The 12,330-nt window shown below is 43.8% G+C and carries 13 protein-coding genes; 4 read left to right on the forward strand and 9 right to left on the reverse strand.

Annotated features, from left to right (window positions below):
• Window positions 1-2: 2 nt before the first annotated feature.
• The 9 genes from DHU68_RS05685 to DHU68_RS05725 form a co-directional block, all read right to left on the reverse strand.
• Complete coding sequence (locus DHU68_RS05685) at window positions 3-950, reverse strand: hypothetical protein (protein ID WP_108822003.1); 948 nt, start codon at window positions 948-950, stop codon at window positions 3-5.
• Window position 951: 1 nt separating this feature from the next.
• A complete protein-coding gene (locus DHU68_RS05690; protein WP_108822004.1) occupies window positions 952-4,698 on the reverse strand; it encodes a hypothetical protein in 3,747 nt (1,248 codons plus the stop codon).
• A gap of 228 nt (window positions 4,699-4,926) precedes the next feature.
• Window positions 4,927-5,400, reverse strand: coding sequence for a hypothetical protein (locus DHU68_RS05695; protein ID WP_108822005.1), 474 nt, complete (start codon window positions 5,398-5,400; stop codon window positions 4,927-4,929).
• Window positions 5,401-5,408: 8 nt separating this feature from the next.
• Complete coding sequence (locus tag DHU68_RS05700; RefSeq protein ID WP_108822006.1) at window positions 5,409-5,987, reverse strand: hypothetical protein; 579 nt, start codon at window positions 5,985-5,987, stop codon at window positions 5,409-5,411.
• The gene (locus tag DHU68_RS05705; protein WP_108822007.1) at window positions 5,969-6,370 is read right to left on the reverse strand and encodes a hypothetical protein; all 402 of its coding nucleotides are present in this window, start codon (window positions 6,368-6,370) and stop codon (window positions 5,969-5,971) included. The genes DHU68_RS05700 and DHU68_RS05705 overlap by 19 nt, the downstream gene beginning before the upstream one ends.
• On the reverse strand, window positions 6,357-6,761 hold the full coding sequence (locus DHU68_RS05710; RefSeq protein WP_108822008.1) for a hypothetical protein: 405 nt from the start codon (window positions 6,759-6,761) through the stop codon (window positions 6,357-6,359). Before DHU68_RS05710 ends, DHU68_RS05705 begins: the two co-directional genes overlap by 14 nt.
• Before the next feature lie 6 nt (window positions 6,762-6,767).
• Window positions 6,768-7,238 carry an N-acetylmuramoyl-L-alanine amidase gene (locus DHU68_RS05715; RefSeq protein WP_108822009.1) on the reverse strand — a complete coding sequence of 157 codons (471 nt, stop codon included), beginning with the start codon at window positions 7,236-7,238 and terminating at the stop codon, window positions 6,768-6,770.
• Window positions 7,239-7,249: 11 nt separating this feature from the next.
• Window positions 7,250-8,323, reverse strand: coding sequence for a P22 phage major capsid protein family protein (locus tag DHU68_RS05720; RefSeq protein WP_255412458.1), 1,074 nt, complete (start codon window positions 8,321-8,323; stop codon window positions 7,250-7,252).
• Between the two features lie 68 nt (window positions 8,324-8,391).
• Complete coding sequence (locus DHU68_RS05725; protein ID WP_160111081.1) at window positions 8,392-9,414, reverse strand: hypothetical protein; 1,023 nt, start codon at window positions 9,412-9,414, stop codon at window positions 8,392-8,394.
• Window positions 9,415-9,554: 140 nt separating this feature from the next.
• Here DHU68_RS05725 and DHU68_RS05730 point away from each other — a divergent pair, with 140 nt between their 5' ends.
• Genes DHU68_RS05730 through DHU68_RS05745 form a run of 4 tightly spaced genes read left to right on the forward strand, consistent with a single transcriptional unit; the run spans window position 9,555 to window position 12,322 of the window.
• Entirely contained in the window at window positions 9,555-10,007 is a 453-nt protein-coding gene (locus DHU68_RS05730) for a DDE transposase family protein (RefSeq protein ID WP_108822011.1), read from the forward strand.
• A complete protein-coding gene (locus DHU68_RS05735) occupies window positions 10,007-11,629 on the forward strand; it encodes a hypothetical protein (RefSeq protein ID WP_108822012.1) in 1,623 nt (540 codons plus the stop codon). Before DHU68_RS05730 ends, DHU68_RS05735 begins: the two co-directional genes overlap by 1 nt.
• A 5-nt stretch (window positions 11,630-11,634) precedes the next feature.
• On the forward strand, window positions 11,635-11,922 hold the full coding sequence (locus tag DHU68_RS05740) for a hypothetical protein (protein WP_108822013.1): 288 nt from the start codon (window positions 11,635-11,637) through the stop codon (window positions 11,920-11,922).
• Entirely contained in the window at window positions 11,906-12,322 is a 417-nt protein-coding gene (locus tag DHU68_RS05745) for a phage protein Gp36 family protein (protein ID WP_108822014.1), read from the forward strand. The genes DHU68_RS05740 and DHU68_RS05745 overlap by 17 nt, the downstream gene beginning before the upstream one ends.
• Window positions 12,323-12,330 lie beyond the last annotated feature (8 nt).

Consider the following 12,330-nt stretch of genomic DNA (forward strand, 5'->3'; position numbering starts at 1 on the left):
TACTATCTTGTTATTTCAATATATTCGCCTGCTTCTGTCAATAAAGCTGAGCCGTCCTCAGCTCCAAGCACAAACACGGTTAGCCCCGCGTCAATTTGTATAAGTTTAAGAGTAAAAGAAACCAATATACCACGCGAGAAAACTCCCATTTTTTTAAAATCTTCCATCTTACTGTAATAGCATTCAGCTTCACCGATATAACTTTCGATTTGTAAAGATTTGGTTTTTGAGAGGTTGTTAAAAAGTGCTTCGTAATTGTGGTAAAATTCCTCACGGCTATCAGCCCGCATTGTACATTTTAAAGCTATCTCCTTTGCTTCGAATCTAGGGTTTGAATTAGGATAAGCCCATAATCCTGAACGGCGAGCAAAGCTTCGGGTTAATGGAGCCTTGACGACTGGGAGCTTAAGCATGGAGCTATACGCTTCGTTTACAATAATACCAAATTCTCCAAGGTCTATACCGTTAAGCAATATATGAGTAGCATGCTTATAGGTAGAGTTGGGAGCTAGAATGGTTGGGTCTTTAAATAACTGTATAGGGTCATCCATCGAAAAGCTAACTGTAAAAGCCCCGCGCTTGTCCCCTGGCTTATATAGCCCGCCTTTGTGGTTATATTCGGTAGCTGACAAATAGCGGTATTTAAATGTTCGATTAAATTCGCGACTGTATAAATTTATATATCCGCTTGTAATCAGTGAAGAAAAGAGGCTTAAATTTAGTTCGTATTCAAAGCTATTATCGGCTGATAAATAGAACTGAATAAGCAGGGAGCGGGCATTAAAAAACACCTCAGACAAATCGACATCAAGACCATCATACTCGAACCAGTTGTTTTTTTTCGGTTCGGTACGCGCTGGCATGGTCAATATGTCATGGTCGCCGCCTCTGAGAATAAAAGCCCCAAAGTCCGCAATATCTACGCCGTTTATAATTACACTACCCCTCATTTTACAATTTCATTTTTAAGCCGTAAGACTCTATGCTGCTTAAGCTCTTTTTAATATCGTCCAGGTCTGAAAGAAAGAACCAATACTCGGAGCGTTCAACTAAAATATTCAACTGTCCCAAAATAGTACGGTCAATAAGTAGCTGTTCGCGGTTGTCGTTTCGTATATCGCCCACCATCTGACGCACGGCATACACGCCGCCAGTCAGTTCGTTTATACTATCTTGCGAAGCGTTGGCAAAGCCGCCCGTTGCTCCCTGGCGTTCGCCCTCTGGTCGGTCGAAGCCGTTAGCTTCTGCATTTTTCCAAAACTCGTCAAGAAACTTGTTTGCCTTTTCTACGTCTGCATCAAGACCGCCAAAGAACCCGCCCAGTATATTCGTTATCTTTTCAGATAGTTGTTTTTCTGTCAGCTTATCGCTGGCGAGGTCTTCGTATGCGCCTTGTATATCTTTTTCCAGTTTGTCGAATGTTTCTTTTAGGTACAAACTAAAAACCATCTGTTTAGAAAGGTCTTCGAGTACGCTGGTAACATTCTCTTTAAATAAGAGGGCAGCATCTTCGCCCGTCCTAAATGCCGTAACGATGCTATCAGCCAGCGAGTCGCCCAAGCCCCCGAAAGTTTGACTTAAGTAGCTTTTTAGCTGCTCTTCGGCTTCTTTGGCTGCGGCGTCGAGGTCTAACAAAGATTGAAGTAAGGCGCGGTTCTCGTCGCTCATTTTCTCGTTGGCGATTACCGCCTCAAGTCGCGCCGTGTTTAGATTACCCTCTTTATCTATCAAGTCGTCGTAGACCTCAAGCAAAGGCGAATAAACATCTACGCGTTTACGCCACCAAAGAGCGCCCTTTTTCTTGCTGCCCGTTACTATATCTACATCTGCCAGCGCTGCAAGTCCTTTGTTGTAAGCTTCTAAATGTAGCTTGTAGTCGTCTAATTGACCTTTGTAAATTGCACCTATGAAACCGCCTTTTGAGACTTGTTTCTCTAAAGCCTTTTCGAGTTGCTTGTTAGGCGTCCAGTCGCCCTGCATTTCCTCTTTAAGCTTTTTCATTGTATCGCGGTAGGTATTGATCGCGTTAGCCGCGCTGCGTATTTGGTCTGTGCCGAATATGCTGCTACCTTGCTTATAATAAAGCTGCTCTTTGAGTAGCAAGAGGTTATATTGTCGTTGCAGTTCGAGTTTAGCCAGGGCAAGTTCTTTAAGTGCCTTTTGGTGTTCTTTCTCTACCTGGCGGTAATGAGAAAACATTTTAATACCTTGCCCGATGGTAGCCATTACACCGCCAGCGATACCGCCCGTAGCAAAACCCTCGGCAATGCTGCCCAGGCTGTCAAGTGCGGCGTCGAACTCTTCACTTAAGCCGCCAAACATGCCTTTGACCTCGCCGATAACAGCCGAAGCGGTCGCCCCACCTTTTTGCACACTTCCAAACAATGAGCTTGCTTTCTTTTCGGCATCTTCGGCAGACATGCCCGCCTGCTCAAAGCCTTTAGAAACTTGTTTAAATAATGCGCCATTGACAAGCCCCGTTATACTTTTCGACCCCGTTTTTGACTGCATACCCTTGAGGCGTTCCTCTAAAATATCAGCCTCTTTATTTGCCGAATCATCGCCCAGTTCGCGCAATAGTTTAATACGCTCAGCCAGGTATTTTTTTACTATCTCATATTTGGTCTGCTCGGCTATGGTTGTCAGTCCTATACTTTCAAGGTTCGCCGCTTTTTCCAGTTCGAGGGCTTCGTCAAGGTCTGCCTTGCGTAGCTGGTCGTTAATGCCTGCGCGGTCTATATCTTTTTGCTGGGCATCTTTCAGCCGTTGCACCTCTTCAATACTAGCCCCCGCCTTTTCAGCTTCGGCTATAAGGCTGGCATAGTAGCCGTTTATCTCGGCTATGTTTCTATCAAGCTCAGAGGCAAAACGCGCATTCACTTCGGCGAAGATACTGTCTATATCTTTTTTAGAGCGAGCGTTTATACGGTCTAGTTCGTTCTCGTATTGTTTTGTCGCCGCTACGTCAAGTTCTAATAAACCGAGGCGTTGTTCTTTGGCAGGCTTACCCGTCTTTTTCTCAAGCTCGGCTATTTTGTTAAGTTTCTGTTCTATATCAGCCTGGGTCTGCTCGTATTCAGCTTTTGCCGCCGCGCGCTCACGTTCTGCGCCCTCATGTATCGCTTTTACGCGGGCGTCACTTATTTTTTTCTGAATATCGTAAGACATTTTCTCAAGGCTGTCGGCTGCTTTCTCTTCGGGGTTTGTTTTGGCAGGCTTAGTTTTATCCCAAAGTGTAAGCATGTTAGTCGCTTCGTCTCGTTTCTTTTTGGCTTCATTCCACGCCTTAGACCCTATCATATCTTTAGACATAGAGTCCATTATCTTTTGATTGGCGTCACGTATATTTTCAAAGTGTTTTTTTGAGTTCTCGGCAATCTTGTCCGAACTATCCAAGCCCGCTTTTTCGAGTTCCTTAGTTGCTTCATCAGACCAGCCCATCGCTCGTTTAATAAAGTCCAGGGCTTCGGCTTCCAGTTTGCCCGCCTCTGTTTTTTCATCAGCCGCGCCCTTTTCTGCCCACTCTTTTATTAGCTTGCCTCTGTCCTCATGTATGCCTGCCGATTGAAGACCGAACCAGGACATATAACCCTTTGTCTTATCCCAAAAGGTCGGGTTGTCTTTTCGGGCTTCGGCGTCCATCAGTTTTTGAACGGACTCTTTATATTTTTCGCCTGCCAGCTCAATAGCTGCGGCAGCCATCGCCCGCTTATTCATGGCTTCGATAACTTCGGGCGTATTTTCTGTAAATAATTTATCAGCGTCGTTTACATCACGAATAACAACCCCGAAAGAGTTATACGCGTCAATATTTTTCAATACTAAAGCCTCTTTTGTTTTTAGGTCTGAGGCTGCGGCTTGCCATTCGCTGCGCAACTGTGCGTACTTTGTTCTTAAATCGCCTAAATTTTTAGCCGTAAGCTCACTCAGTCTGTTTAGATTTTCCATTTCGCGTTTATTCGCGTCGTTGGCATCATACCAGGACTTAAGGGCAAAGACTAAAGCGCCTATACCTACGACAAGCGCCCCGATACCCGTTAATAAAAGCGCTTTACTTGCCATAGTAGACAAGCCCAGGTTAGTCGTTAAAATACTTACGGCTTTCGACCAGCCCTTTTTGGCGGCAGTAATAACATGCACATTTGTAACCGCGTTTCTTACTTGAGTATTTTCTATACCCAAAGCAGTAGCAACGCGCTTAAGGGCTTCGCTAAGTATTTGGTTCGACGCGCTGTATGTGTCGGCACTTTCAGCCCCATCGTCCAGGGCGTCGTTTATCTCGTTCTGATTATCTATAAGGTTTTGTGCGTTCTCGGTAAGGGTTGCCTCAGTCTCAGCCAGCGCCTCGGTTACATCATTCATTACGCTGGTAACGTCTGCCCCTTGAGATACGGCAGCGCTTGCCTGCTCGGCTACCTGGCGATAAGTGGCAAGCTCTTTATTTGTTTTTTCCAAAGCTTCCCGCATACTCTCTATTCGGCTTTCGGACTCGCCAAAATCAGCATTCGAAGACTCTATAATCTTTTCTTGCTCAGCCAGGGCGACAGACATATCCTTAACGACCTTTTCGAGTCGGGCTATTTCTTTTTCAAGAACATCAACCGAATTAGTCATATCATTAACGCCCTGCGTCGCCCTCTCAGACTCTTCGCTGACGTTTTGGTTCATGTTTATATCTATCTCTACTGGCTCCAACATTGTCTTATTGTTTTTTTCTGCCTAACATCTGCAAAGCATCGTTTGCAGAGCTGACAACGGGTGTATTTTCGTTTTCTATCTCTTCGGCGCTCATGGTTACGGTCTGCGGCTGGTCTGCCATTTCTAACAAGAATAATATCCAGGGTTGCCCCCAAAGTATATACTCATGCGTATAGCCGTAATTCTTTTTAAGCTGCTGAATTAAACCAAAAGGGCTATGTAAGCCGATTACTCTTGTTCGCTTTTTTGACTCCCTTTTATCTTCTGCCCCGTCCTCTTCGTCATGATCACTTTTATTGTCCGATTGAAGAAGTTGGTAATATTCGTAAAACCCTCATATTCGTTTAAGTCCTCTATGTATCTGTAAGCTTTAATAAGAATATGAGCGGGTATTTTCCAATGCAGGCGCTCGGCAAGCTCGTCGCGCTTGAGTGCAATATCTTCTTTGTCATTGAGTATCGCCGTGGCTATTATCTTGCTTATCACTTTCAGGCGCGCATGCAGTTCTACATTTGTCAAAGGTTTATTTAACTCATTCTCAAGAATGAGTACCGCTATTTCGGCAATCGTACCCCCTCTGAGCGGGCGAATGAGTAACTTGTTTTTGCGCCTTATTCTATCCAGGAAAGGGGCATCGGGTATATTAAACCGAATACCCCTATCCAATAATAGATTGGCGGCTTTTACTTGAGTATCAGCCATAGCCTAAATTATTTAGTCGTTCCAGTATTCGCGGGGGCTGCCAGTGGTGCTGCGGCTGGGGCTGTTGCCGACGTGTCGGTTTCCCAAATACCGCCTGACTTGCCATCGTCAGAAGCTAAAGGCGTAAATTCAAAAGGAGCTTTTATTCTACCCTCAAAACCTACATTCATATCAAGCAACACATAACCCTCGACGCGTGGAAATACAACCCAACCGCCGCCTTGAAATCTGATGCGTATTGCTTTCTTGAGTACCTTAAGTACATCTTCCATAACGTAAGCCGTGCCGTCCATCTTGCCGCCAACAAGGTCTACCAGTTGCGCGGTTGTCATTTTGATAAATGAACCCGTAATATTACGCGGGTCGCCGATGGTTATCTCGTTCTCTTCGGGCGCATCTGCCTCATGCGAATAGATAGGGTTTTTATTGACTGTCGGCGGTGTAATCAGCAGCTCGTCGTCGCGTAAAGTCCTCGGTGCTGTAACCCAAGCTGCGGCGTTTGCTGTCGTTTTGTCTTTAATATCGGTATTATCAGAAAAGTCAATACCCGCAACGCGCCATTTTATTTTTAATTTTTCTTCTGCCATTTTCGTTTTATTCTTTTATATGTTAAATAAATTGCTATTATCGTTATACAGACCCAAAAGCCTTTTATCTGAAAATGTTGCCAACCGCTAAGCTCTACGGTCTCTTTTTTGTTTATATTGGTTACAAGTGCCTTGTTTTCCTTTTGCAAACGATACACCTCAGTTTCTAAATTTTCGACTAAGAGGACGAGGCTGTCGCAGTTGGCTGTTATTTCTATTGTGCCATCAGGCGCTACCTTTGCAGTAGCCGTGGCGTTACCTTGTTTGTTTTCAAACTTTGCCCCTGGGGGTAGCTTTGCCAGGTCTTCGGGTTTGATGCTTAATTTAGCTGTCGCCTGGGGCGTGATTATCGGCTTGACTGTGCGGCGTTCAAGGCGGCTCACGCTGTCGGTTGTCTGTGTCGTCTGCTCTCTTTTTTCGCTTGTTAATATTTTTCGACTTCGACAGCTCATGAATGATAGGGCAATTATTGCCATAAGGGCAAGCGTTAGCCTTTTGAAATGCAACTTCATGTATATAAATTGTTTTTTTAAGTTCCGATATTTCTTTTTCAGCGTCCGTAAGACGAAGAGCTAAATCGTCATGGAGCTTTTTATAGAGGTCAATCCAACTGTTTTGATTTTCTATTTCTTTGGCTACGTTAGTAGCTTTCATGCCCTCGACTTCTGCTTTCAGTTTGTTTTTTTCGGCGTTAGCTTTCCACCCGAAGTAACCGACAATCAGCGTTACGCCTGGCATTACTATACTTTGAAATATCTCTATAAAAGCTTCCATAAATCCTTAGAGAGTTTGATTAATACCTATTTGTTTTAACCAGGCTTGTACGTCGAACGACGGGCAGGCTTTTGCGGCAAAATGATTATGCCCGACTATCTTGACAGTAGGAAAACGGCGGTTAAAATCTTTTACCAGCGTTTCCAATGTATCTTTTTGGGCTTGCGTACGGGTATCTTTCGGGGTTTTACCATCCAACGCCACACCGCCAGCATATACCCAATGTTGAGATATTGAGTTCTTACCAGCTACGCCGTTGGTTATCTCCCACGGGTCTACGATATTGTCGTCATTGTTTGCGACCAGCTCAGAGACCGACCCGTCTAAATGTATTAGCCTGCGATAGCCCACTTGTCGCCAACCTCGCCCAGCGGGGGGCGGGCTAGTATGCCAGCGACGAATTTCGTCGGCTGTAACCTCGCGCCCCTGGGGCGTTGCTGTGCAATGGATTACTAAATATTGTAATTTGTTTGGCATCGTTGAACGGGTTATCCTGCTGCTTGAGCAGTATCTTGAACAATTGCCAATAAGCCTTTCATATCGTCGCGCATAGGACGACCGCCAGCACGCAACAAGAACGAATACACATCGCCGTAGAAAGTTGCGTCTTTTTCATTTTCAAAAGCTGCAACCTCGCCCAAAGCGCGGCATACAGAATCTTGATGCCAAGCCAAAGCCGCCGCGCAGTCTGTTGCTGCTCCTGCTGTTTCCCAGTCTTTTGGGGCTGTCGCACCAGTATAGCGAAGAGCTTTGGAGCGCATGATTACATTAAATGTATAAAGCTTACCTATTACGCCGTTTTTAAGGTCTGCCAGGTTGTGGAACGCGTCCGCTTCTTTCTCTGTCATAGAGTCCAAAAGCTGGCTATACATATCAGCATCAAGCAATAAATAACGCCCCTCTTGAGGCACATCGTCTTTATTAAATCGCTTCATTACATTATTGACATCTTTCTTTGTCAGCGCTTTTCTTTCGCCAGTTGCAGCGTCAGTATGGGCGGCAATAGCCTCACCAGTCGTGAGAATAGTATTCGCTTTTGCTGGCGACCATGAGAATAAAATTCCGTTGGCTACATCTTCGTGAAGTTTCGACCTATCTTGTCGTATTACAGACTCGCGTTTATTGTAAGAAAGTTCGACAGTCTCGGCGTGAGAGATAAGTACGGGGTCGGTAGTGTACTCATCAAGATTAAATGTTAAATCTTTGTCGGTACGTTTTTTCACTGTGGCTGGTAAGGTAGTTCTATTTTTTTCAGTTTTGGATGCAGCCCCAGCGTTCGGGATATGTACCACTTTACCCATATTGACAAACTCGTCGGCATTAATAGCCTTACTTAAGAATGAGTTGTCAGCAAATAGCCCCTCGACTATTGTAGACATCCAAATCTCTTTTTGAATAGCCATATTTACATGACCCGAAGCCGCCCCACCGAAAAGGCTAAGCAACGCCCCACCGCCAAAAATAGCGGCAAAAGGCAAGCCCGAAGCGAAAGACATAGCTTGCGCCCCTATGACATTAAATAATAGTGCTGTGATAAGCACAAATAAAGTTTTCAGTTTCATTGTTTCTATCTGTTTTAGTTATAAAATAGTTTCGTTTAAATTGCCTTTAAAGACTATTTAAAGAGTGATTAAGCGTTGGGAGCTTTCCCGAATTTCTCTTTAAACTTATCGGCATACGCGTCGGGGTACTTATCCTTAAGAATTACCAGCTTGCCGCTCTTATCCAGGTCGTCCCAGCTCTTCGCCAGTAGGTCGGCTAATTCGGTTTTTGAACTCTCGCCAGCTTCGTCAATTTGCTCTTTTACAGATTTGCGACCAGGTAGACCAGCCAGCATATTATTAGCTTTTTCAAAATCACTATCGAATAAGTCAATCCACGACTTGCGAGTTTTACCTTCGGCGTCTGCATTGATACGCCCCTCTTTAATTGCAGCGTCTACCAACTCGGCAGCTTTTGCCTTTTTCGCTTCTTTGTCGGCGAGTTCCAGTTTATCGACTTTAGCCTGCAAAGCTGTGTTTGCATCAGTCAAAGTTTTGTTACTATCTTTTAGCGCTACAATAGCCAAGATAACAGCCTTATCGTCCGCTTTATCGGATAGGTTTAATAGTTTTAGTAATTCCTCATTCATATTGTTTACTTTTTTATATGGTTTAATAAAATCAGAGAGTTTTACTTCGTCGGTTATATCTATCTCTACGCCCTCACTATCGTATAGTTTCAGCGCGTTATGGTTTGCCCCGATGCCTACGATAGAAGCTTCGCGCAAACGACATTTTATAATTGTGGGTAAGGTTTGCCCCTCAAGCATGAGTTTAGGGTCTTCGTTGAATATCAAATCAGCAAGCCCAGCCGAGACCATTTTAATAAAGCCTCTCTTTACCTTGCCAATGATGCGTTGTACTTCCTGGTCTGTGTCTGCCTCGTCAAACTCTACATCTATAAGTATCTGCTTGTCTTCTTTCCATACGTTGGAGCAGCGACCTATCGGCAGCTTATCGTCGAAATGATAACTCAAGAAAACGGGGTTACGCTGAAATTGCGATATATCCACGCCCGCAACCAATACTCTAAAACCATAGGTTACTACGCTTTCGTCCAGTAGTACGAAACGATGCGTATTGTTATTTTGAGACTCTTTATCTTTTGCCATTTTTCGCATGTTTTAGGACAAAGTAAAAGGCAAAAAAAGGGCTTCGCAAAAAATATTACAACACTTGTAATCATTGTTTTAACGCTTGTAACTTTTCTTTTTTAGCATCTTTTAGGGGGCTAGTTTTGTGTAAAAAAGGTATGGCAAAACAAAGTCTGACAAATAGCCAAAAGAAAGAATGGGCTAAGCTGCTATTCACTAAAGAAAATCTTACTCAGCTTGAGATTGCCGAACGCGTGGAAGTTCGCCCCGCAACTATCAGCAAGTGGGTAAATAGTGAAAATTGGCAACTGCTGAAAACATCTATTACAATCACGCGCGAAGAGCAACTAGCCAGGCTATACCAACAACTACAACTGCAACAAGAAAAAATATTAGAGCGCCCTATCGCCGAGCGTGTGGCTACAACTGCCGAAGCTGATATAATAACGAAGCTTGCGTCTGCTATTCAAAAACTAGAAACAGAGACGGGGCTAAACGATATTATCAGCGTATCAAAACAGTTCCTTGACTGGCTGCGCTTGTCAGACCTTGAGAAAGCCAAAGAATTAACAATGTATTTCGATGCTTTTATAAAAGAAAGGCTTAAGTAATGGCAAAAAAGCAAGCAGATAAACAAGCAGTTTTAGACTGGGATAAGTATGTACAAAACATACAAGCCGAGACGACCATAGACTCAAACATGAGCTACGCCGAGCGCGAAAAGAAGCGTAAGGAACTAGAAGCCGACCCGATTGAGTGGATGTATGAGATGTTTCCGAACTATGCAAAATCGAAGTTTGCAAAGTGGCAAATAACTATCATTCTTTTGATTATCAACAACCCCGAATTTTATGCCGTATTGTCATGGGCTAGGGAGCTGGCAAAGTCTACGACTGTTATGATGATTGTTATGTATCTGACGCTAACGGGCAAGAAAAGAAACGTCCTTTTAGTATCGAATAGCTACGATAACGCCGAACGCCTACTAGCGCCATACAAAGCCAACTTTGAGGGTAATAAGCGCATCGAGTTTTACTATGGTAAGCAAAAGGGGCTAAAATGGGAAAATGGCGAATTTATTACTAAGAAAGGGGCAGCTTTTCGGGCTTTAGGCGCTGGGCAGTCGCCGCGTGGTACTCGCGTCGATGACATTCGCCCCGACATACTTTTACCCGATGACTTTGATACAGACGAAGACTGCCGCAACCTGGATACTATTAATAAAAAGTGGGAATGGTGGGAAACCGCTCTATATTTTACCCGTTCCTGGTCGCAACCTTTACTTACTATTTGGTCGGGCAATATTATAGCTAAAGACTGTTGTATTGTTCGAGCAGGCAATAAAGCGCGAGAACTTTCTAAAATAGTACATGACGAAACAAAAGGAAAGGTAAAAAAAGGACTAGGTATTTGGGATATTAAAAATATCCGAATGGTAAATATAAACAAGCCCGACCCTAAAAACGATTTTTTATACGGTACGAGCGTTTGGCTTGAGAAAAACTCAGAAGAGCAAATCGACATCGTACAATCGCAAGTCTCAGCGTCAGCCGTACAAAAAGAATGTTATAACAACCCCATTTCTGAGGGCGATACTTTCAAAGAGATAACCTGGGGCAAGGTGCCGCCGCTAAATAAGTTTCCTTTTTTAATCAATTATAGCGACCCGTCGCCAAGTAATAACACAAAAGCTAAGGCAAACTCAAATAAAGCCTGCTTTCTTGTCGGACTATACGAGGGCAAACTATACGTTATTACTGGCTACTTAGATCGGGTTACCAACGCCGAGTTTGTAGATTGGTTTTATTTTATAGATAAGTATGTAGTCGAGCGCAACCAAGTATATAACTACATAGAAAATAATACTTTACAAAATCCATTCTACGAACAAGTATTTATACCTCTTTTTGCTCAAGCTAGGAGCAAGTATAATAAGATAATCAATATAACACCCGATGAGCGTCGAAAACCCGACAAGTTCGCCCGTATAGAGGGTAATCTTGAACCGCTTAACCGTATGGGCAACTTGATACTGAACGAAGCAGAAAAGAACAATCCACACATGCAACGACTTGAAGAGCAATTCAAGATGGTAACGCCTCGATTGTCTGCCCCTGCCGATGGTGTGGATTGTATAGAGGGCGGGTATTTTATAGCCAATCAGAAATTAAGCACTTTAGTTCCCGACGCGATCAGCTTCGGGACTAAACCAACTAACAATAAAAGATTTTAACGATTATGAAGACAAAAATTAAAAACGCTTTTCTCAAGCTGTATATCCGTTTCAAAGGTCGCCCAGGTGCATTACGCAAAGCTATTAAAGAAGCTGACAGACTGCATAAAGAAAACGGCAAGCGCTACCGTGTTTTCTTCTTTGGTTATGAGTACAAAGTTTGGGACAGATCGCAGATAAGAAAGCGAATTAAAGAGGGGCTTTTTCGCTCTGAGCTGAAAGCTGGCGAAGACTTCGACCGCATTTGTTTTTATGACACTTTAAACCCCGAACGCTATGTTTTTGACAAATGAAGAAATGAAGACCCATCTATACGCTGAGAATATAAAAGTTATTCAGCGCGACGATGAGACCATACTAACGGCAGCCATACAAGGGGCTTTAGTCGAAGCGAAAGGCTATCTAAAAGCCTACGATATAGATAAGGCTTTCGGCGCTGTTGGCAACGAACGCAACCCTTTGCTTTTGATATGGGTAAAAGATATTGCGGTGTGGCACTTTCTGATATTGTGCAATGCAGGGCATGAACTCGGCTTGAGAGAAAAACGATACAATCAAGCGATTGCCTGGTTCAGAGGTGTACAAAAAGGAGACATAGACCCCGACTTGCCAGTCAAAGAGGATGAAAGCGGGGGCAATGCTGCGGGTATTATAAAGTTTGGGAGCAACCCGAAAAAAGAGCAACATTTTTGAGTCGCAGA

The organism is Dysgonomonas sp. Marseille-P4361 (genome assembly GCF_900343125.1).
Classification (GTDB): Bacteria; Bacteroidota; Bacteroidia; order Bacteroidales; family Dysgonomonadaceae; genus Dysgonomonas.

Excerpts from the sequence above, each read along its gene's own strand:
- DHU68_RS05685 (WP_108822003.1), bottom strand. The coding sequence starts at position 950 with ATGAGGGGTAGTGTAATTATAAACGGCGTAGATATTGCGGACTTTGGG.
- DHU68_RS05690 (WP_108822004.1), bottom strand. The coding sequence starts at position 4,698 with ATGTTGGAGCCAGTAGAGATAGATATAAACATGAACCAAAACGTCAGC.
- DHU68_RS05695 (WP_108822005.1), bottom strand. The coding sequence starts at position 5,400 with ATGGCTGATACTCAAGTAAAAGCCGCCAATCTATTATTGGATAGGGGT.
- DHU68_RS05700 (WP_108822006.1), bottom strand. The coding sequence starts at position 5,987 with ATGGCAGAAGAAAAATTAAAAATAAAATGGCGCGTTGCGGGTATTGAC.
- DHU68_RS05710 (WP_108822008.1), bottom strand. The coding sequence starts at position 6,761 with ATGGAAGCTTTTATAGAGATATTTCAAAGTATAGTAATGCCAGGCGTA.
- DHU68_RS05715 (WP_108822009.1), bottom strand. The coding sequence starts at position 7,238 with ATGCCAAACAAATTACAATATTTAGTAATCCATTGCACAGCAACGCCC.
- DHU68_RS05720 (WP_255412458.1), bottom strand. The coding sequence starts at position 8,323 with ATGAAACTGAAAACTTTATTTGTGCTTATCACAGCACTATTATTTAAT.
- DHU68_RS05725 (WP_160111081.1), bottom strand. The coding sequence starts at position 9,414 with ATGGCAAAAGATAAAGAGTCTCAAAATAACAATACGCATCGTTTCGTA.
- DHU68_RS05730 (WP_108822011.1), top strand. The coding sequence starts at position 9,555 with ATGGCAAAACAAAGTCTGACAAATAGCCAAAAGAAAGAATGGGCTAAG.
- DHU68_RS05735 (WP_108822012.1), top strand. The coding sequence starts at position 10,007 with ATGGCAAAAAAGCAAGCAGATAAACAAGCAGTTTTAGACTGGGATAAG.
- DHU68_RS05740 (WP_108822013.1), top strand. The coding sequence starts at position 11,635 with ATGAAGACAAAAATTAAAAACGCTTTTCTCAAGCTGTATATCCGTTTC.
- DHU68_RS05745 (WP_108822014.1), top strand. The coding sequence starts at position 11,906 with ATGTTTTTGACAAATGAAGAAATGAAGACCCATCTATACGCTGAGAAT.